General features: G+C 46.7%; 24 protein-coding genes. 3 read left to right on the forward strand and 21 right to left on the reverse strand.

Annotated elements, in window-relative coordinates; translation table 11 throughout:
• Positions 1 to 46: 46 nt before the first annotated feature.
• The 11 genes from acpP to rsmD all read right to left on the reverse strand — a co-directional run bounded on the left by acpP (position 47) and on the right by rsmD (position 7,792).
• Positions 47 to 280 carry an acyl carrier protein gene (gene acpP / locus FY534_RS08945; protein ID WP_072873828.1) on the reverse strand — a complete coding sequence of 78 codons (234 nt, stop codon included), beginning with the start codon at positions 278 to 280 and terminating at the stop codon, positions 47 to 49.
• Positions 281 to 306: 26 nt separating this feature from the next.
• Positions 307 to 1,041 carry a 3-oxoacyl-[acyl-carrier-protein] reductase gene (gene fabG / locus FY534_RS08950; protein ID WP_072873827.1) on the reverse strand — a complete coding sequence of 245 codons (735 nt, stop codon included), beginning with the start codon at positions 1,039 to 1,041 and terminating at the stop codon, positions 307 to 309.
• A gap of 69 nt (positions 1,042 to 1,110) precedes the next feature.
• Positions 1,111 to 2,049, reverse strand: a complete 939-nt coding sequence (gene fabD / locus FY534_RS08955) for an ACP S-malonyltransferase (RefSeq protein ID WP_072873826.1) — start codon at positions 2,047 to 2,049, stop codon at positions 1,111 to 1,113.
• A gap of 69 nt (positions 2,050 to 2,118) precedes the next feature.
• Positions 2,119 to 3,108, reverse strand: coding sequence for a beta-ketoacyl-ACP synthase III (locus FY534_RS08960; RefSeq protein ID WP_304503211.1), 990 nt, complete (start codon positions 3,106 to 3,108; stop codon positions 2,119 to 2,121).
• A 34-nt stretch (positions 3,109 to 3,142) separates the two neighbouring features.
• The gene (gene plsX, locus FY534_RS08965) at positions 3,143 to 4,141 is read right to left on the reverse strand and encodes a phosphate acyltransferase PlsX (RefSeq protein ID WP_203114352.1); all 999 of its coding nucleotides are present in this window, start codon (positions 4,139 to 4,141) and stop codon (positions 3,143 to 3,145) included.
• Positions 4,142 to 4,208: 67 nt separating this feature from the next.
• Positions 4,209 to 4,778, reverse strand: coding sequence for a transcription factor FapR (fapR, locus tag FY534_RS08970; protein WP_072873824.1), 570 nt, complete (start codon positions 4,776 to 4,778; stop codon positions 4,209 to 4,211).
• Between the two features lie 323 nt (positions 4,779 to 5,101).
• Positions 5,102 to 5,278 carry a 50S ribosomal protein L32 gene (rpmF, locus tag FY534_RS08975; protein ID WP_072873823.1) on the reverse strand — a complete coding sequence of 59 codons (177 nt, stop codon included), beginning with the start codon at positions 5,276 to 5,278 and terminating at the stop codon, positions 5,102 to 5,104.
• Positions 5,279 to 5,313: 35 nt separating this feature from the next.
• Positions 5,314 to 5,826, reverse strand: a complete 513-nt coding sequence (locus tag FY534_RS08980) for a YceD family protein (RefSeq protein ID WP_203114353.1) — start codon at positions 5,824 to 5,826, stop codon at positions 5,314 to 5,316.
• A gap of 57 nt (positions 5,827 to 5,883) precedes the next feature.
• The gene (locus FY534_RS08985; RefSeq protein ID WP_083574150.1) at positions 5,884 to 6,753 is read right to left on the reverse strand and encodes a patatin-like phospholipase family protein; all 870 of its coding nucleotides are present in this window, start codon (positions 6,751 to 6,753) and stop codon (positions 5,884 to 5,886) included.
• Positions 6,701 to 7,180: a pantetheine-phosphate adenylyltransferase gene (gene coaD, locus FY534_RS08990; RefSeq protein WP_072873821.1), complete on the reverse strand. Its 480-nt coding sequence runs from the start codon at positions 7,178 to 7,180 to the stop codon at positions 6,701 to 6,703. The genes FY534_RS08985 and coaD overlap by 53 nt, the downstream gene beginning before the upstream one ends.
• Positions 7,181 to 7,228: 48 nt before the next feature.
• Positions 7,229 to 7,792, reverse strand: coding sequence for a 16S rRNA (guanine(966)-N(2))-methyltransferase RsmD (rsmD, locus tag FY534_RS08995; RefSeq protein WP_203114354.1), 564 nt, complete (start codon positions 7,790 to 7,792; stop codon positions 7,229 to 7,231).
• A 454-nt stretch (positions 7,793 to 8,246) separates the two neighbouring features.
• Here rsmD and FY534_RS09000 point away from each other — a divergent pair, with 454 nt between their 5' ends.
• Together FY534_RS09000 and FY534_RS09005 are read left to right on the forward strand one after the other, a co-directional pair.
• A complete protein-coding gene (locus tag FY534_RS09000) occupies positions 8,247 to 8,840 on the forward strand; it encodes a CBS domain-containing protein (protein WP_129583543.1) in 594 nt (197 codons plus the stop codon).
• Positions 8,841 to 8,945: 105 nt separating this feature from the next.
• Positions 8,946 to 10,343: an amidase gene (locus FY534_RS09005; protein WP_203114355.1), complete on the forward strand. Its 1,398-nt coding sequence runs from the start codon at positions 8,946 to 8,948 to the stop codon at positions 10,341 to 10,343.
• Between the two features lie 46 nt (positions 10,344 to 10,389).
• Here FY534_RS09005 and FY534_RS09010 read toward each other — a convergent pair whose 3' ends face one another.
• From FY534_RS09010 to FY534_RS09040, 7 genes are all read right to left on the reverse strand, one after another.
• On the reverse strand, positions 10,390 to 11,544 hold the full coding sequence (locus FY534_RS09010) for a glycosyltransferase family 4 protein (RefSeq protein ID WP_072873817.1): 1,155 nt from the start codon (positions 11,542 to 11,544) through the stop codon (positions 10,390 to 10,392).
• A gap of 6 nt (positions 11,545 to 11,550) precedes the next feature.
• Entirely contained in the window at positions 11,551 to 12,699 is a 1,149-nt protein-coding gene (locus FY534_RS09015; RefSeq protein ID WP_072873816.1) for an NAD-dependent epimerase/dehydratase family protein, read from the reverse strand.
• A gap of 190 nt (positions 12,700 to 12,889) precedes the next feature.
• Positions 12,890 to 13,732: an archaetidylserine decarboxylase gene (gene asd / locus FY534_RS09020; RefSeq protein WP_203114356.1), complete on the reverse strand. Its 843-nt coding sequence runs from the start codon at positions 13,730 to 13,732 to the stop codon at positions 12,890 to 12,892.
• 187 nt (positions 13,733 to 13,919) lie between these two features.
• Positions 13,920 to 14,123, reverse strand: coding sequence for an alpha/beta-type small acid-soluble spore protein (locus tag FY534_RS09025; RefSeq protein ID WP_072873814.1), 204 nt, complete (start codon positions 14,121 to 14,123; stop codon positions 13,920 to 13,922).
• Positions 14,124 to 14,252: 129 nt separating this feature from the next.
• A complete protein-coding gene (recG, locus tag FY534_RS09030; RefSeq protein ID WP_203114357.1) occupies positions 14,253 to 16,298 on the reverse strand; it encodes an ATP-dependent DNA helicase RecG in 2,046 nt (681 codons plus the stop codon).
• Positions 16,299 to 16,304: 6 nt separating this feature from the next.
• Entirely contained in the window at positions 16,305 to 18,044 is a 1,740-nt protein-coding gene (locus FY534_RS09035) for a DAK2 domain-containing protein (protein WP_203114358.1), read from the reverse strand.
• Positions 18,045 to 18,053: 9 nt separating this feature from the next.
• A complete protein-coding gene (locus FY534_RS09040; RefSeq protein ID WP_072873811.1) occupies positions 18,054 to 18,422 on the reverse strand; it encodes an Asp23/Gls24 family envelope stress response protein in 369 nt (122 codons plus the stop codon).
• A gap of 181 nt (positions 18,423 to 18,603) precedes the next feature.
• On the opposite strand from FY534_RS09040, the gene rpmB reads away from it, so the two are divergent.
• Positions 18,604 to 18,795, forward strand: a complete 192-nt coding sequence (rpmB, locus tag FY534_RS09045) for a 50S ribosomal protein L28 (RefSeq protein ID WP_072873810.1) — start codon at positions 18,604 to 18,606, stop codon at positions 18,793 to 18,795.
• Between the two features lie 162 nt (positions 18,796 to 18,957).
• Here rpmB and spoVM read toward each other — a convergent pair whose 3' ends face one another.
• The 3 genes from spoVM to rsgA form a co-directional block, all read right to left on the reverse strand.
• Positions 18,958 to 19,038 (reverse strand): stage V sporulation protein SpoVM, encoded by an 81-nt coding sequence (spoVM, locus tag FY534_RS09050; RefSeq protein WP_129583545.1) that lies wholly within the window; start codon positions 19,036 to 19,038, stop codon positions 18,958 to 18,960.
• Between the two features lie 107 nt (positions 19,039 to 19,145).
• Positions 19,146 to 19,796 (reverse strand): ribulose-phosphate 3-epimerase, encoded by a 651-nt coding sequence (gene rpe / locus FY534_RS09055; protein WP_072873857.1) that lies wholly within the window; start codon positions 19,794 to 19,796, stop codon positions 19,146 to 19,148.
• 5 nt (positions 19,797 to 19,801) lie between these two features.
• A complete protein-coding gene (gene rsgA / locus FY534_RS09060; protein WP_238413476.1) occupies positions 19,802 to 20,677 on the reverse strand; it encodes a ribosome small subunit-dependent GTPase A in 876 nt (291 codons plus the stop codon).
• Between the last annotated feature and the right edge of the window lie 13 nt (positions 20,678 to 20,690).

A 20,690-nucleotide genomic window follows, 5' to 3' on the forward strand; every position in this document is an offset into this window, starting at 1 on the left:
CCCGGCAATTGCGCGGGACTCCGTATCACACCACTTCACTCCATAATTATTGGTGGGAGGAGATGTAGTTTACAACGTCGCCAACTGTTGTAATTTTCTCAGCATCTTCATCTGAGATTTCCATATCAAATTCATCTTCCAATTCCATAATAAGTTCTACAACATCCAAAGAATCCGCGCCAAGATCTTCTTTAAAAGTAGCTTCCGGAGTCACTTTGGCCCCGTCAACACTCAGACGGTCAACAATGATGGTCTTTACTCGTTCGAAAACGTCAGACATGCTATCACCTCCCGCGAAAGAGTATACTACATGACCATTCCGCCGTCGACATGCAGAACCTGCCCTGTCATATAAGCGGCGGCCTCAGAGGCAAGAAAGGCTACCACTCCAGCCACATCCTCCGGTTTTCCCGCGCGCCCGAGTGGAATGGACGCACTCAATTTCTCCAGTGTTGCTTGGCCTAACACATGGGTCATATCAGTTTCAATCAGACCTGGCGCAACCGCATTGACAGTAATATTGCGAGGAGCCAACTCTCGCGCCAGCGATTTGGTAAAACCAATGAGCCCTGCTTTAGAGGCCGCATAATTTATTTGTCCAGCATTACCCGAAATTCCTGCTACGGAAACAATAGAAATGATTCTTCCACTGCGTGCTTTCATCATAGGACGGGCAACTTCTTTCGCCAGATAGAACGCACTGCTTAAATTCGTGTCCAGAACCTCCTGCCAATCCTTGTCCTTCATGCGCAAGAGAAGATTGTCGCGTGTAATACCAGCATTATGAACAAAGATATCTAATTTCCCAAACTTTTCGATTGCTGTTTGCACTAGTTTTGTACATTCTTCCGGACGGCTGACATCAGCCTGCACAAGATAAGATTCCCCACCTGCCGCTTGTACGAGATGTGCAGTTTCCTCAGCTTTTTCAAGGTGACCCGCGTAATTTATGACAACTTGCGCACCTTGCTTGGCAAATTCCAAAGCAATCGCTCTTCCAATTCCACGCGAGGCTCCTGTGATTAAAGCAACTTTAGACATAGCTCACCTGCTCCTACATAGCCAAAAACGGCTCAAGTTAAACTAGATGTTATTTCCTACGAGACAGCATCACTCTGTTAATGCCTGCAATGTCTCATGCAAAGAAGGCTCATCCTCTACGCGCAGCGTGCGAACATTTTTGTCAATCTTTTTAATAAGTCCACTCAGCACGCTTCCCACACCAAACTCCACAAACGTCTGTACACCTAAATTCACCATGGTATGAATATCATCCACAAAACGCACAGGAGAGTATAATTGACGCGACAGCGCTTTCCTCGCAGCATCAGGAGTTTGATATGGCTCAGCATCTACATTGGCAATGACGGGGACGTCACCATCTCTAAAGGGGGCTTCTTGTAGCAAGCTATCAAACGCTGCAGCAGCAGGGCGCATCAACGAACTGTGAAAAGGTCCACTAACAACCAACGGAATAACTCGGCGCGCTTTATGCTGTTTTGCCAGTTCAGATGCATTGCTGACTGCTTTTTGGGTTCCGGAAATAACAATCTGGCCAGGGCAATTTAAATTAGCTAACTCCACTACGTCCGATCCGTTAGACGCTTCTGCACAAATGGCCGCCAGTTCCTCTTCTTCCAGGCCCATCACCGCTGACATAGCCCCCTGTCCAGCGGGTACAGCTTCGTTCATCAATTGTCCACGATGATAAACCAGTTTCACAGCATCAGCAAACGGCAGCATGTTTGCCGCTACCAAAGCGGTATATTCACCAAGACTATGTCCTGCAACTGCAACTGGCCGAATAGAGGATTGAGACTGAAAAACTCTCCAAGCAGCTACACCTGCTGTAAGCAATGCTGGTTGAGCATGATAGGTCAGGCGCAATTCTTCTTCAGGTCCTTCCAGACAAAGCTTGGTCAGCGAAAATCCGAGTGCTTCATCCGCCTCAATAAACGTCTGGCGAGCTAAAGGATAGTTTTCTATCAGTGATTTACCCATGCCCACTGTCTGGGCACCCTGTCCTGGGAAGACAAATCCAACCGTCATCCTTCTGCACTCCTTACCTTTCTTAAAATAAAAACTACACAACCTGTTTATCTAGGTCATACAACTGTTTTAGAGACGAATGGCTACTGATCCCCAAGTCAATCCGCCACCAAATCCAACACAAACAACCAAATCCCCAGTCTTTGCACGACCTTCGCGAACAGCCTCATCTAAAGCTATGGCTATGGAAGAAGCGGAAGTGTTGCCGTATTTGTCAATAGTGACCATCACCTTGTCTTCCGGCAATCCGAATCTGCGCCGCGCCGCGTCAATAATCCGAATATTGGCTTGATGAGGGACAAGTAGTGAAATATCTTCTTTCTGATATCCAACTTTTTCTAGCACTTCTTCTGTAGAACTGACCATCGCATTGACAGCAAACTTAAATGTCTCCTGTCCTTGCATTTTCAGATAATGCAAGCGCGCTGCCACAGATTCTGCTGAAGCAGGAATTCGCGAACCACCTGCAGGCATGTTTAAAAGATGCCCGCCCGACCCATCTGAGCCAAGCGAAAAACCAAGTATACCAGCCTCTTCACTCTCTTCGGCGCGTCCAAGCAGCACAGCACCCGCTCCATCACCGAAGAGCACACAAGTAGAACGATCTTCGTAATCAGTAATTCTTGACAACAAATCCCCCGCAACTACAAGCACATAAGAAAAGTGGCCACTTTCGATAAAAGAAGCACCAAGCGACAATCCATAAAGAAAACCGCTACAAGCAGCAGACAAATCAAACGAAGCTGCTTTTTTAGCTCCAATAGCATTTTGAACGAGATTAGCTGTAGCAGGAAACATCATGTCAGGAGTGACCGTGCCGCACACAATCAAATCCACTTCCGACGCATCAACCCCAGCTGCAGTAAGCGCCCTTTCGCATGCTTTGGCCACATAATCGGAAGTGGCTTCGTTTGCTTCTGCAATGCGACGTTCTCGAATACCTGTTCTTGTTACAATCCACTCATCGGATGTATCAACCATCTTTTCCAAATCCGCATTAGAAAGCACTCGCTGAGGCACCGCTGAACCAGTGCCTAAAATTTTTGCACGCACTCCCACGTTATACCATCCTCCTAAAATGTCTTCATCTCGTTCAAACTTCCTCTAAATTCAGAAATGCCTCCGATAATTTCCCTAGCAAGTTCTTTTCCACAAATGCCTGTGCCTGCCCAAGTGCCACGTACCAAGCGCGTACATTGCTGCTGCCGTGGGCTTTGAAACATCCTCCATTAACACCAAGAAACGGGGCGCCACCATATTCTGAATACTCAAATCGATGAAAAAACTGTTTTAATTGAGGTTTTACAAGCAAAGCGCCCAATTTGGTCTGAAAAGAAGAAACTAACGTAGAGCGAATCCCGGAAGCTAATCCAAGCCCTAGACCTTCAGCCAATTTTAATACCACATTGCCGGCAAACCCGTCGCATACCAGTACATCACAAATACCAGAGAGCACATCGCGAGCTTCTACATTGCCGACAAAATGCAAATTCGATTTTTTCAGCAACGGAAAGGTTGCCTTCGTCAAAGCATTTCCCTTCCCTGCCTCTGTTCCTACGTTCAATAGTCCAACTCGCGGTCGACTTGTGCCAAGAATCATTTCTGAATAATAGCTGCCCATAAAAGCAAACTGGCGCAAATTTTCTTCATTGGCATCCATTGTGGCGCCTGCATCTAAAAGCAATACCCCTCGACCATCAAAGGTCGGCATGACAGGAGCTAAAGCAGGGCGTAAAATTCCCGGTACGCGTCCAATAATCAGTAACCCAGCAGCAACAATAGCTCCTGTATTGCCTGCCGACAGTAATGCGTCTGCTTTGCCTTCGGCCACCATTTCAGCAGCTATAACTAATGAGGCATTTTTTTTTCGCCTTACAGCACGCACTGGCTCATCAGTACCGTCTATTTGCTCCGTGGTGTGAACGATTGTTACATTGACTGGAAAAGAATGAGAAACTGCACGAATTTTCTTTTCATCTCCAACCAGGATATACTCCGTATGCATTTCCTTTGCGGCAGCATCTAAAACAGCTTGTACAGGCGCCTGCGGTGCCAAGTCTCCCCCCATCACATCGACAACAAGCTTTGCCAAACATCTCCCTCACTTTCACAAGCCAAGCCATACTTTCAACAGTCATTGATAATTTAGAAATGGACTTTCAGGCATTCCATACCGGACCAGCAATCATCCAAATTTGACCTTTCAAAATAATTTTCTTTTCTACATGCGCAACGGCAAAACATCGCAATACATGCTTTCGTCTCGCCACAACTTCTACCCGCGCATGCACAGTTTCCCCTAGATAAGCTGGATTGGCAAATCTCAACTCGCTTTTGGCGGTCACTGCAATATCCGCATCCACCATGGCTGTCGCAAGAGAATTGACCTGAGCAAACAAAACATGGCCGCGAGCAATCTGATAGCGATGAAAGACGTGCTGCGCTTCAATCGTCAATTCTGACACCGCGTATTCATTGAGACGAAGCTCTTTTAATTCCCCAGTGATTTCTTGTTGATCAAGCGAGCGCAACGCATCATGGGATGTCTCTGCCAGACGGCGAATACGCTCGCGCGCTTCAGGAATCGCTAATTTTTGCCGATCCAATCGAATGGTGGCCACACTTACGCCAAAATGTTCAGCCAATTGCTCATCCGTGGCAAAGGGATGTTTTTGAATATACATCCTCAAGAGTCCGTGGCGCTCAACCCTTTTCAGTTTACCATCCATCCTTTAACACGTGGTCGGCAAAGAGTTGCAGAACTCAGTCGATATTGTAGAACTCAAGTTCATCTGTACCGGACACACTCTATGTTGATAATGACAACAATCTTAACTGATATTGATTTTTTTAATAACTGGTACTAATGCTAACTGCCTGTAGACCTACTGACAAGTATAAAGTTTCACCAAAAACAGACGTTTGTTGACAAAATGACGTCGCAAGTGAAAGAGAGTTGATAGGTCATCATTGCAAAACCGAAATATTTTGACCTTATCATCTTCCGATAAATGAAAAAAGCCAGCCTGTCGGCTAGCTGTGTTTTTACACTTTACTTAACGGACAACACTGTTCTGCCCTTATAAGTGCCGCAATTTTTACAAACATGATGAGTCAGTCGATATTCGCCACATTGCGGACACGGCTGAATTTCCGGAGCCGTCAGTTTAAAGTGAGTGCGACGCAGACGTTTGCGCGTCTTGGACGTTCTATGTTGCGGTACAGCCACGTACAACACCTCCCTTGCCACTACCGTTCAACATCTTACTCTGATTCAGGGGAAGAAAGCAAGTCTTTTAAAATTTCTAATCTCGGGTCCACTTTTCGCTTTTCACAAGAACAGTCGGCCATATTCAAATTTTGCCCACACTCCTGGCACAATCCGCGACAATCAGCCCGACAAAGAGGCACCGATGGGAGGGCGAGCAATAATGATTCTTCCACCAAGTCATCCAATATAACTTTATCATCAGGCGCATAAACAGCATCGATTCGTTTGGCTTCCTGCTCATTCCAGCTATAGCGTTCTTCCACTGGAGCATGCAAACTAGCCGTAAAAGGCTCAAGACATCGCGCACAGCGGTACTCAACTTCAGTATCGGCAGCACCAGCCACATTCGCAAAGTTATCCACCATCGAAACAGAGAGATGGACATCAGCCACTTTGGCTTCCAATACATCTTCAGAAGCCGCCACCATCTGGTTTGTAGAAAAGCTCTCATCCATCAGAAGACTTTTTTGGTCTATCAATGTTTTTCTAGAAAACTCCAAAGTCATGACCATCACCCCAGCACTGACTCCAATCCATTTGAGCCGAAGTACAAGCATTAGAAATTATGACGCACCATCATACGTTTCACAATGATTATCCTTTTCCAGTTCTCGTAAAACTTCTTCCATTTGCGCTTTTGCTGACTGATAACCAATATCAATCGCAAGTGCTGCTTTCGAAAACTGCGAAATCCCTATACTGGTCAGTTGCGGCGTAATCGCTATATCCGCTGCACTGCGTACCGATTGATAGACCTGTTCCTGCATGATATCAAGAGATTGAAAAAAAACATCAATCATGGATTGAGGTAAAGTGGTCTGGGAATTTACAGAAACATCCACAGCGATGACTTTCGAAGCGCCCAGATTGCGAACCGCTTCAATCGGAACGCGATCGAGCACCCCTCCGTCTACAAGCACAGCGTTTTCCGTAAACACGGGAACAAAAACGCCAGGAATGGCAATGCTGGCACGCACCGCCTCGGCAATGTTGCCATGGGTAAAGACAACACGCTGTCGGCTTAATAAGTCGGTTGCAACAATCGCTAAAGGAATTTTCGCCTGTTCAATATTTTGACCTTTGGTGAGCATATGGACCATCTGCTTCACCTTTTCACCATTTACCATTCCCATTTTAGGAACAGTAAAATCTACCCAGTGACGCCAACGAAGCGTGGTGGCAAGCTGCTCCATAAACACAGTGCGCATGCCTGTCGCATAAAATGCTGCAATCAGGGCTCCCATGCTCGATCCGCTGATGTAATCAATGGTGATTCCTGCTTCTTCAAGCGCTTTGATAACACCTACATGAGCAAATCCTTTTGCACCACCAGAGCCTAAGGCTAGCCCAATGCCCACCCTATCGTCACCCCACAGACATTTATGATTGAGAACGATGCAATCTGGCGGCAACGGCAGCAGGAACAAACGCATCTACCCTACCACCATGTTTCACGATATCCTTTATCAAAGAGGAGGCTACATGCCCTGTTTCCGGAGTCGCATAGAGAAAAAGTGTAGGGATGCCGGACAATGCCTCATTCATGTGTGCCATCCGGCGTTCTGCGTCAGTATCCAAACTGTCACGCAAACCGCGTATGATTGCCACTGCCTGCTCTTCGCCTGCCAAGTCAGCAACCAATCCACAATACGAACGCACCCGAATTTTCCCCTTCACTTCTGCGGGCACCGACTGCTCTAGTAGCCACTTCCTGTCTTCTGCAGTAAACATCGGTTGTTTATCAGGGTTTTCCATAATAGCCACTACAATTTCGTCAAAGACAGGTAAAGCACGCATCAAAACACTAAGGTGTCCATTGGTGGGCGGATCAAAACTGCCTGGATAAATTGCACGTTTCACCTGAATTCACTCCATGTTTATCCTATTTCATTTCATCTTGTCTCTTGCTCAACCCATCTCTTCAATAGCTACAGGTTCATATACGGTTACAGCGATATCGCCATAGACGCGGTTTTTTTTCATTTCAATTCGACCGATTTGTTCAGGGAGTTGCACCTGCTTGGGACTTTCCAAAATCATTTTGGCAAAGTGCAAAGGATGGCTGGCGACCCATTCCAATATGGGCAGCCATAAGCCTTTTGCGTAAGGCGGATCGACAAAAATCCAAGACAATTTCCGTTCTTCTTGAAGCACACGACAGAGTGTCTTCTGCCAATCCGATTTCCATACCTGCACGCTCTGTTCTGCACGCAGTCTTGCCAAGTTCGTTCGAACGACAGACAGACTCACCGGATGCACATCCGCAAAAATAGCTTCAGGAGCCCCTCGACTCAAAGCCTCAATGCCAAGTGCTCCCGATCCGGCAAACAAATCCAGTACTGTATCCCGAGGAGAACTCGGACCCAACAAATGGAACATTGATTCTTTGACGCGATCGGTCGTAGGACGCGCAAAATCACCGGGAGGCGATTGCAAAGGATGTCCGCGCCACAACCCGGCAATGACACGCATAGCGCCTCCTCCCCCCTCCAGCAAATCACGTTTTTCTCACAAACCCATCCTTACATACTTCTCCACTCTACCACAAGCAGCCAAGTGTAAAAAATCTCCTATTTGCCGTTTAATTTATCATTCATCTGTCTAGGATGAGAGTATCAGCCGATGATGGCTGTTGAAAACCTGAGTTGCGCGAGGTTTCCCCATCCTCACGAACTTGTGGTTTCTCCTCTCCCAGAGAAACGTGCCCAAGGCTGATCGCTTTGGGCACGCAAAAAATCCGCGCTTACCCGGGCGCGGGTTTTTTGTTGTCTCTGTCAGCATAACGAGTCAAGAAGTCTGAGAAGCTTTCATTTAATTCTTCTGAAAAATGGATGCTAGAAATGGAACTCCCATAGTATAATTCTGAAAAGCACATAAGGAGGAGAAGCCTCTGTTTATCCGCAATTGTTTAACCAACGCTTCCGAATTGACCATCGTTCATCCCAACAGTACGATTCAATCTGCACTACATCACTTGCAGACCCATCTTTCCTTACCCTGTGCAGATGAAAACATGCAGTTTCACGGACTGATTAGCAAGCGTTCTATTTTTGACGGATTTTTGGCTGCCCATGAAAATCATATCAGTTTTTCAGAGTTTTGCGAGCAACCGGCAACGCATTGTATTCTTAGAAATGTCAAAACATTGACCTTGGAAGATCCATTTGAAAGCACCATTGAGATTATTACCGAACAGCCTTTTGTTCCCATTGTGGAAAATGATTTGTTCCTCGGAATTGTCAAACGTTCTTCCATACAAAAAGCGCTATCCGTGGCTTTCGCCACTCACATCCCTGCCGATCGCCTGCTGTTAGGTGTTGCTGAAACAGAAGGTGCATTAGAACGTTTGTTTAATATTACGCATCGCTTATCCTTGAATGTGGTAACCTGCGTAGCTCTCGATGCTGAAGAGTCGGCACTCAACCGTAGAGTGATACTCAAAGTAGAAAAAACACCCAAATTGCCTTTGCTAGTTCAACAATTAGAGAAGGCTGGTTACTTGATTATCAAAGTCAATTAAAATCTTGTTTTTCTATGAATACTATATCCAGGCCCCCAGGGAGCAATCTGGGAAAATAAGGAAATGAAGTGGCCTGAAGAATTGATTTGAAATGAGGTTTTTTCATTGACAGGCGAATATTGGACGCTTACCAAGGCACATCAAGCACTCGCGCGGCGACAGTTGTCGGCGCGCGAATTGGCTGAAGCGCATCTTCAACAGATTCATGCGCACAACAGTCAACTACGTGCTTTTTTGTATATCAATGAAGATATTTTACAATTAGCGCAAGAGCAGGACAAAAAACGAGCACAAGGAAGTTTTCTGCCTCCCTTGGCCGGACTCCCTATCGCGATTAAAGATCTGTTTCACACAAAGGATATGCCCACCACTTATGGCAGTCGTTACTTTGCCCATCATCAGCCACTCGCCGACGCTCCAAGCGTAGCCCGTTTACGAGAACTTGGCGCCTTATTGATAGGCAAAACACATTTGCACGAATTTGCATTCGGCACGACAAGCGAGAATATCCACTATGGACATGTCCGCAATCCATGGAATCGTTCTAAAATTGCTGGTGGTTCCAGTGGCGGATCGGCCGTGGCGTTGGCAAGTGGTATGAGTTTAGCCGCCCTTGGCACAGACACGGGTGGTTCCGTGCGTATCCCCGCCGCTTTAACAGGCACCGTCGGTCTGAAACCCAGCTTTGGCCTCATTTCAAAAGAAGGCGTCTTCCCACTTGCTCCATCGCTCGATCACGTTGGACCAATGACACTTTCTGTAGACGATGCTGCCTGGATGCTGAGTTTACTCACTGCTTCGTCCCATGAACAGGCTATGCGCATGTCGCCAGACGATCACCCCTATCTCCCTTACTCACTTCCTGAACCGATTCGCGCCGGTGTGATACGTCCTTATTTTTTTGATCGCTGTCATCCTGGGGTGGTAGACAAAATCACATCCTTGTTGCGTGTGTTGGAAACCCGATGGCTAAAACGCATTGATTTATCTTTGTCCGGTCTAGAAAGAGTACAAGAATATCAGCGGGTATTGATTACCACAGAAGCCTATGCTCTTCATCGACAACGACTTCAAGAAAACGACAGCCTGTTTGGAGATGATGTGCGTGATCGCTTGAACAGCGCTAAATCGCTAAGTGCGATTGAATTTTTAGATGCACTGCATTTTCAAAAAGAATTTACAGCCGAAATGACGGAGAAATTCGCAATAGTGGATGTCCTTGTTATGCCAACGGTTCCTATTCCTGCTACGGATATTGGTCAATCAAAAGTTTTTGTGGGTTCCCATGAAATGCCCGTGCGAAGCCTGCTTAACCGCAATACGCAACCGTTCAACTTCACCGGTTTGCCAGCACTCAGTATTCCTGTCGGGCTTTTGGATGGCCTGCCAGTGGGCTTGCAGTTGGTAGGACCGCTTGGTTCAGAGAGAAAGTTGCTTTCCATTGGAAAGTTTATAGAAGAAGCGGTGCAATGGAACCCTCTGGCCCCTATGCACCGCACTTGAAGAGAGAAAATAGAATGATGTGACGAATCAAATCAGTATAGTGCAACTAAGATCGACTGAGCGGCATGGCACGCACCGGAGCCGTCCGAATACCAAGTACAGACTGGTAATGTTCTATCAACTGACGAGTTGGGCGTTGCCAGTCCAACTCGGATGCAATCTGTGCAGCGTGGGAGCAGATATGGTCTCTCCACTCACGATCTGCAAACAGTTGGTTGACTTTCTGCAAAAGATCCCCTGCCTGCTGGCTGTTGTATATAACGCCAGCTTTTCCATATTCCAATACTTCCCGCGTAGGTGGACTGTCTGCTGCAATAATCGGCAAACCGCTTGCCATGGCTTCAAAAAGTACCAATCCTAGCGTCTCCGTCGTGGACGGGAAGACAAAAGCATCAGACGATTTATAAGCTTGCGCCAGTTCACGACCATGCAAATAGCCGACAAACGTGGTTCGTGTACCTGCAAAATAACGTTCCAGTTCAGCACGATGCGGTCCATCACCGACGATGGCCAAATGATACGGCTTGTCCTCTTGCACGCACTCCAGTAACTGTTCGATCCGTTTTTCAGAAGCCAATCTGCCCACATACAAAAGCAATTTATCCGTATCTTTCGCGTTTGGCGCTAAACGATGCCTCATTTCAGGAGAAGGAGAGGTTTCTTGATAGAGCTTCAAATCAACTCCGCGTTCCCACAGACCTACATTTTTAAAGCGTTGAGCCAACAATATTTCCTGTGTAGCTTTAGATGTGCATAAATTAAGAACAGCCCGATTATGCAAAGTACGAAAATACCACCATAAAGCCGGTTCGAGAAAATCCAAATGATAATGACGAGCGTAAGCTGGTACATTCGTATGGTAAGAAGCGACTAACGGCAAGCGCAATTTCCATGCGTAATAGATAGCCGACAAACCGACGAATGCGGGATTGACGGTATGAATTAAATCAGCTTGAAACTCTTGGAGAGGTGCACCGATTTTCCTGGACGGCATGGGAAACTTTTTTTCAGGATAGAGAAAAAAGCGCATTGACGGCAAGGAAACAATTTTTGCTCCGGCATATTCTTTTGGCGCACCTTCAGGCGCAAACAGCAAAACCTCGTGGCCTTCTGCATGCAACTTTTCCAACGTTGCACAAAGACGCGTGACAATGCCGTCCGTCCCCGGCAAAAAAGTTTCCGTAAACATCGCAATGCGCATTCGTTCCTACCTCCAGGTCGCAGTTGGCGCAATCACATTTGTTTGAATTCGATCGCGATAGCGCTCTGCTGTCTCAATCAAGTCGCGAATCAACTCGTCCGAGAGCAGATGAGGTTGCAGCCCCAAATCAAGCAGTTTTGTATGAATGGCGTTGTAATAATGTTCTTCTTTTTCTACACGAGGATTCTCCAAATGATCAATACTCACTGTCAATCCCATCTCAGCAGCCACACGTTGTACACGCTCTGCCAATTGAAGGACTGAAAATTGTTCGGTAAATTGATTGAAAACACGGAACTCACCGCGATCGGCCGGATGAAGCGCTGCTAATTCAACACACTGCAAGGTATCGCGAATATCGAGAAAAGCCCGTGTCTGTCCGCCTTTTCCATAAACCGTCAAGTTATAGCCAATGGCAGCCTGGATACAGAAGCGATTAAGCGCCGTACCAAATACTCCATCATAGTCGATTCGGTTGTAAAGACGTTCATCCCGTTTTGTCTCCTCGGTCCACAGTCCATATACGACTCCCTGATTTAAATCAGTGGCTCGAATCCCCCACGATTTGCAGGCGAACATAATATTGTGACTGTCATGAACTTTAGAGAGATGATAGAAAGAAAATGGCTGTTTGGGATAAGGGAGAACATCCACTCGCCCCTTATGTTCAATACGGATATAGCCTTCTTCAATATCAATATTCGGCGTGCCATATTCACCCATTGTACCCAATTTGATGAGATGGCAGTCAGGAACGAGTTCTTTCATAGCAAAAAGCACGTTTAAATTGCCAACTACATTGTTCACCTGGGTGAAAACAGCATGTTCCCGATCGATCATGGAATAGGGTGCAGAGCGCTGCTCACCATAATGAACGATTGCCTCAGGTTCAAACGCTTTAAAGGATTCGTGGACAAATTCGTAATCTTGCAAATCTCCGCGGAAAAGCGTAATCGTTTTTCCTGTGATCTCTTTCCAAGCAGAAATACGCTCTTCAATAGATGCAATCGGCGTCAGTGACTGTGTGCCAAGTTCTACATCCCATTCTCTGCGTACCATATTGTCTAGAATGGCTACTTCATGACCTCGCTCTGAAAAATAAAGCGCTGTGGGCCAGCCACAAAACCCGTCTCCACCAGCAATCAAAATTTTCACTGAATACATTCACCCCGTAGATGAAGTTCGGCAACATACACCGACATCCGCTGACTGTCCCATTTGGACAAGCCCTCAGTTCATCTACACTCTACAATGTTTGTCCGTTCTCGGCAAGCGCAGTCTCTTCCAATTGAGCTCCGTGAATTGGAAAACCTCTCGGAAAATTTATATTCACATGGTCGCCAACTTATCGATTTCCTATTCCTACATTGGCCAAAACGCTTCCCATTTTTACTCGCTGTCCGACAGTTTGGAGATTGTTCACCACAAAACCAGGAGAAGTCAGCAAAATAACCGTAGAACCAAGTTCAAATCGACCAAACTCTTCTCCTTTCAATTCTTCAACAGCTCCTTGAAACAAAGATTCGCTATGGTGAAGAAAACGATGACGGAATGGATGCATGCGCGGCATATGACGCAAACGTACGGAACCGACACCAAACGCACCAATCGAAACAAGCACATAAAAATGTTGGTCATTGACACGAAATTCTGTTACAACTCGTTCATTTTTCGCAAAAAGTAACGATGTCATCTTTTCGCCCAGCGAATTGACTGGATAAAGATGGCCTGGAATATGACGATGGGATACCCAAAGCCCTGAATAAGGAATATGAATTCGATGATAGTCGCGAGGACTTAGATAAATCACCCAAAACTGACCTCCGGTCAATCGATGAGCCAAATCTTCATCATGGAGCAAATTAAAAAGAGAATAAATTTGACCTTTAGCTTCAAACTGTTGTTGATCGTCAATTAGACCTGTACTGGTAACCAATCCGTCTACAGGTGAAACCAGTCCCTCTTTTGCCAGTGGTCGGGCAAAGCTGTGCAGCGATCGACAAAAAAAACTGTGCAAATTAGGGTAATCTTCTACTTTTCGGTCGAGCTCCCAAACATTGATTTGGTACTTGCGAACATACCAGGGAATCACTTTTCGACTCAGGCGCATCCTTGAAAATTTACCCAAAAAATACGTTGTTGTACTTCTTGGAATAAGCTGCATAGCAATTCTTTGCAGACGCTGCATGGGTCACCTCTAGTTTGGATACTCATCCAGCCAAGGATGAATTCCATATGGTTGTATGATCAAGCATACGGTCTGGAGATGTTCTTCACAAGATAAACAAAGAGGAGCCACCCTCCAGTCAATTTGACATGACCTTCGTGGTAGCTCCTCTGTTCTTCAACAGGACCCTTTTTGTCTGGTATCCTGATTAGAAGTTCTGACGACCCGACAATTGCTGTTCAGCGTAGGCCACCAGACGTTTGGTGATTTCTCCACCAACTGAACCGTTCTGACGAGAAGTCGTTTCAGCGCCGAGCTGAACGCCAAACTCAGAAGCGATTTCGTATTTCATTTGATCGAGGGCGCGAGAAGCACCGGAGACAACTAGGTTATTGCTACTTCCGTTTGCCATTTCCTTTCACCTCCCCTGCTCTTGGTACACCTATTATGAGAAGAGAACACTAGAAATATGTTTGCCACATTAAGCCAATACAAAAGTTGTACGGCCCCCGCTAAAACCCGTCCCAAAACTGTACAATTTTTAATATTTTAGCCCTGCCGAATCTGCTTCAAACAGATGTTTACGCAAACCTTCGTAAACCGGGAGCAGCCAAAATTCGTTTTCCTGCAATAGTTTCTCTGCCTCATCGCGAGCGACTTGCATGATATTTAAATCGCGAGCCAAATCCCCTACAGTAAATTCCGGCAATCCGCTTTGCCTTACGCCAAGAAACTCTCCTGGACCGCGCAACTCCAAGTCCTTTTCCGCAATCAAAAAACCGTCATCTGTACCAACCATGGTTTCAAGACGTTGCTTGGCCACATCTCCAGGCGGATCACCAAGAAGAATACAAAAACTTGCATTCGCACCACGACCAACGCGTCCGCGCAGTTGGTGCAACTGGGCAAGGCCAAAACGCTGGGCATGGTAAATCAACATGATGGTGGCATTGGGAACGTCAATACCGACTTCGATGACGGTTGTAGAAACAAGCGCTTGAATTTCACCTGCTATAAAGGAACGCATGATGGCGTCCTTTTCTTTCGCCGACTGACGCCCATGCAACATACTGACTCGATAGCCGGCCAAATGCGACTGCATCTGCTCGTACAGCGACACAGCCGATGTCGCCTCCAGTTTTTCCGAATCCTCCACAAGTGGAGCGACTATATAAGCCTGCCGACCTTTAGCCAGTTCACGACGAACCATGCGAACTGCTTTGTCTTCTTCACTGCTTCGCAACCAATATGTACGTACAGGCTGCCTGCCTTTTGGACGTTCGCGAATCACGGAAACATCTAAATCTCCATAGATGGCAAGCGCCAATGTACGCGGTATGGGCGTGGCAGACAGATAGAGAATGTCGGTGCGCTCCCCTTTTTCTTGCAACGTACCACGCTGTGCAACGCCAAAGCGATGCTGCTCATCGGTAATGACCAGCCCTAAACGAGCAAACTCCACATCTCCTGTCAGCAAGGCGTGTGTGCCTAAAAGGAGATCGACCTGATGGGCCGCCAGAAGTGCCAGAATCTCTCTGCGTTCGCGAATACCTGTGGAACCTGTGAGCAAAGCTACACGTACACCCAGTGGCTCAAGCCGCTTGCGAGCTTCAAGAAGATGCTGCTCGGCGAGAATTTCTGTAGGAGCCATCATAGCCACTTGCCAGCCAGCACGTACCATAGCATAGGCGGCAAAGAAGGCAACCCATGTTTTGCCCGATCCGACATCCCCCTGAAGCAGTCTCGTCATGGCACGTGGACTATGGAGATCATGATAAATCTCTTGCATAGCATCGTATTGACCATCCGTTAGCGTAAATCCTTCCAGCGCATCAGCAAACTTTTCGAATACATCAGAAGGTACATGACGGACGACTCCGTCTGACTGCAATTTGGCTTGAACACGATATCGCTGCAGTTGCAACTGGAATAAAAAAAATTCTTCAAAAGCAAGTCGCCGGTGGGCTTGTCGCAACTCCTCCCGGGTTCGGGGCCGATGCATGGCAAGTAACGCTTCATAACGATTTACCAGTTTATAACGCTGCCGCAATTCAAGCGGCAATAAATCAACAATTTGATCTTGAAATTGCGCCAGTGCTTGTTGTATAAAAGCAGCTATTTGCGGCGAAGAGATTTGTTTGCTTGAACGGTAGACAGGGTACATGGCCGCTTCTTCTGAACGTAGTCGCTGGTTGCCAAACTCTGTATGAGAAACGGCGATACGACGGTAACGTTCGCTCCATTTTCCTTGCAGAATGACAACTTCGCCTTCGCGCAGACGTTTTTGTAAATAATGTTGGTTAAACCACATAGCGTACGCAGGGGTTTGAAAATCAACCAGAACAGGTGCCTGGAGAATAGATTTTCCATTTTGCCAACGCAGTTTAGGCGACCCATTAATGGTCACCTGAACGCGCACCCTGTCACCATCCGCATAAGACAGCAGTGGACGAATACGCAAATCGTCATAACGGTAAGGAAAATGCGTGAGCAATGCAGCAACATCATGAATGCCAAGTTCGGCCAATGCCTTGGTTTTGGCCGGTCCTATACCAGCCACATGTGTGACAGGCACCTTTTCAAGCAAAACCGTTCACTCCACCGTGATAAAATAATCAAACACCGATTGACCGCCCTCTTGAAACTCCACTTCTATTTCCGTAAGCGCCACAATTTGCTGTCGAAGCAAGGACAAATCCGAAGTGGAAGCCGCCGATCCGGTATAAACGGTAATGAGTTCTGAATCTGGCTGAACAAGCTCTTTTAGTAAATAGACAAGGGCATCATTTGCATCTGGCAGAACGTTCAACAGTTCATCTTCAAGAAGTGCTAGAAACTGTCCTGCACGGACTTCACGATTTTGATAGACAGAATCACGGCTTGCTTTGGCAACCATTCCCACTCGACATTGAGAAACCGCTCGTTGCATGGCCAGATTATTTTCATCAAATCCAAGATGAGGAGAGAATGCAAGCAATGCAGCGATACCATGTACCGGAGTGCGCGTTGGAACCACAGAAACCCGTTTGTTTGCTTTTGTCATCAGTTGAGCAGCCTGCTCAGCAGAAAGAAGGACATTTTTATGGTTGGGTAAAAGAATCACTTGCTCTGCGCCACTCGCCTCAATCGCTTTGGACCAGTCTTCAATGCTTGGATTGGCCAATGGTTCTTGCCCTACCAAGACTGTCACACCAAGCGATTCATAGACTCTACGAAAACCTTCTCCATTGATAGCAGCAACAATCGCCATCTGGTCAATGTTTTGCACTTCCTCCGTAGAATCTTGAGCCGCTGGATACGGCCTTGAGTCTTGTTCAACTTGATGCAAATGGGCATTTTGCTCTGTCATGTTCTCTATCTTAATCTGCACAAGGGGACCGAACTGCAATGCCACTTCCAACGCTTGACCAGGATGCAGCGTGTGAACATGCATACGCAAATATGGAGGTGACGTTACCAATACCAAAGAGTCGCCACCTTCAGCCAGTAACTGATGACGCAAAGATTCGCCAGCTCTATCCACATCTCCAGCTTCTATCCGAATTAGAGCTTCTGTACAGTAACCGTAATGTCTGTGAGATTCAACCAGCTCATGAATAGTATCGCTGCTGATATTTTCAACATTCTCGGCAGGATAAAAGCTCTTCTGCTCTAATTTTGATGGATTAAAAGTATCCGTTTCCGTGTACTGGGGAGATGCCTGATCCTTATTCCATCTCGACACTGCATCCGCCATGCCTGCGAGAATATAGACGAGGCCCTGCGCACCAGAGTCTACCACTCCTGCTTGTTTTAAGACAGGCAACTGTTGCGGTGTAGCAGCCAAACTCTGTTTTGCACTCTCTACGATGACGGCAAACAAGGATGTCCAATCAGCATTCTCTTGGCGCGCTTCTTTCTGAGCGGCTTGTGCAACATCTCTTGCCACAGAGAGAATCGTCCCCTCAACTGGCTTCGAAACAGCTCGATAGGCAATTTGCACTCCTTCAAAGAAAGCTTTGGCAAACTGGTTTACACTAAAAGCGGTTACATCCACTTGACTGAAACCACGGAAAAGTTGAGAGAGAATAACCCCCGAGTTACCTCTAGCTCCCATTAAAAGGCCTTCCGCAAATATTTTACTGACTTCTGCACAGGTCTGAAACGATTTTCCGTGCAACGCTTTAATGCCTGCCGTAAAAGTGAGATTCATGTTGGTTCCTGTGTCACCATCTGGGACAGGAAATACATTCAAAGCGTTAATTTCCTCTTCATGCAGAGAAAGCTCAGCGTGCGCAGCGCCGAGCAGGATTTGCCATTGATGAGATGAGAGAAGAAAAGATGGATTGGCCATGCAGTCCTCCTATGAGTTGCTGGAAACGCGAACACCCTGAACGTAAATATTTACCCGACTGACTTCCGAACCAACACTTTCCTGCAGCATATATCGAACCTTCTCGCGCAGATTTTGAGCAACTTCATAGATGTTTGTACCATAGGAAACAATGATGTACAAATCTACTTCCACATCGCCATTTTCATCAATGCGAACTTCCACACCACGTCCTGGATTGTCCCTGCCTAACAGTTCTGTCAGGCTATCCTTGACCTGTCGTCGAGAAGCCATGCCTACCAAGCCATAACAATCCATTGCGGCATAACCTGCAACAGTGGCAATTACCTCTTCCATCACGGTCACTTGACCCAATTCCGTTTCAAAAGTCTTCGGCATGGGCAACCTCCCTATCTCCAACCAGCTATTTACTGCCCATTGTACTATATCAGGATATTGAGGAAAAGCGACGCGCAAAATGATTGCAGTCCAGTGACCCATATGCTAAGATGTCTGGGGTTAACGATCGACTGCAAATTCTGCCTTTGGGCAGCATTCGTAGCCAAGGAGGTGCTCCATCATGGCGAGACGCTGTGAAGTGTGCGGCAAGGGTCCGCAGGTTGGCCACAAAGTCAGCCACTCCCATATTCTCACCAAGCGCCGTTGGCTCCCTAACCTTCAGCCCGTTCGCGTCAACGTGAACGGAACCGTGAAGCGGATGCGGGTTTGCACAACATGCCTAAAATCCGGCAGGGTGACCAGAGCGGTTTGAATTTGGGTTTAACCATTACTGATGAAGAGGATTATTTCATTCAGCGAAAAAAGCACTCGTTTGCACGGGTGCTTTTTTTGTTCCCACTGACCTGCTCTGCAAAGTTGAAATGAGTCAGCAAATTCCCATCTCATGCTAGCTATACTATACATTTGACATTCATTAGTCCTTGGAAACCGTTCCCAACACTGCTTTGACAATACCACCTAGAAATTTTGGAAGTTTAATCGTGTAAAATTTCAACACACTTTCCCTCCCCTTTGGACCCATATCGCTGCGAACAGCGCCGCATGGTCACCATCTCTTAGGATGTATATTCAATTAAGGAGAAAATGTGCTGTGAGCCAAGCTTAAAATCGAGAAAGAAATTCCTGGACACGTTCTTTGGGGTGAGCCGCTTCAAAAATGGCCGATCCAGCCACTATGACATTGGCGCCCGCAGACATCACCTGTTCAAGCGTCTCCAGAGATATTCCGCCATCTACCTGTACATGTGCCGTACTGCACCCATACTCAATCAGCTTGCGTCTGACTTCAGAAATTTTGGGCAACGTGGCAGGAATTAAATGTTGACCGCCAAAACCTGGATTTACAGTCATGACTAAAACGAGATCGACATCTTCAACAATATAGGCTAGCGTATCTAATCCAGTAGCTGGATTAAATGCTATACCCGCTTGCAAACCAGCGCTGCGAATCATTTGTATAGCACGATGCACATGAGGAGTGGATTCAGCATGAATGGTCAGGCGATTGGCGCCTGACTTGGCAAAAGAAGTAATCCATTTTTCCGGGGCTTCAACCATGAGATGCACGTCTAAGAAAAGAGAAGGGAACGATTTGCGTAGGGCATCCACGACTACAGGACCCATACTGAGATTGGGAACAAAATGACCATCCATGACATCGACGTGAATCCATTCTGCACCTGCCACAACTACTTCGTCCACTTGCTCAGACAGACGGCTGAAGTCGGCTGACAGAATGGAGGGGGCAAGAATTTTTTTCAATATTGACGTCCCTCCTGTTCTATCTTATTGTTAACCAATGTTTGGTAATTGGTGAGACGCTCTGCAGGCAAATCTCCCCGTTCAACCGCAGCTTGTACAGCACAATTTTCTTCTTGCAAATGTAAACATCCTCGATAGGGACAATTTTGGGCAAAGGGAAAAAAATCAGGATAATAGAGTCGGACATCCTGAGAGGCCACCGACAAACTTAATTGACTAAAGCCAGGAGCATCAGCAACCCACGCGTTTTCACCGACTGAGAGAAGAGAAACATGGCGCGTGGTATGTCGACCACGCCCCATTTTTTCGCTAATTCCTCCAGTTTCAAGGGAAAAATGAGGTGCTAAGGCATTGAGCAAAGAAGACTTGCCGACACCGGATGGGCCTGCCAATACAGTGATTTCTCCTGTCAACGCCTCTTTCACATCTTCTAGCCCGATTTCTTTGCGACTACTGACGAAAAAAATGGGGAATCCAGTCAATCGGTATTGGTTAAACAAATCTTCTTTATCTTGATCCGTTGCAATATCACATTTTGTAAAAACAATGATAGGTCGAATCCCGGCCTGTTGAACAGCCACAAGAAGACCATCGAGCAAGTAGGTTTGAATGAGCGGCTCAACAATGGAAAAGATGACAAAAGCTTGCGTAATATTGGCAACTGGCGGGCGTAACAGTTCTGTACTGCGCGGCAAGATTTCTTCAATGACGCCTTCGGTTTCTCCCATCGGCACCAGTTGAACGAGATCGCCCACCAACACAGTCTGTCCTCTTTTTTTAAAAATACCGCGTGCACGGCAACGACGTTCTATTTCTTCTGTTGTATAAACATCAAAGAAACCACCGCGCGCACGAATGACTCGCCCTTGCAAGCACATCCCTCCT

It is taken from the genome of Alicyclobacillus sp. TC, from assembly GCF_016804365.1.
Lineage (GTDB): Bacteria > Bacillota > Bacilli > Alicyclobacillales > Alicyclobacillaceae > Alicyclobacillus_I > Alicyclobacillus_I tolerans.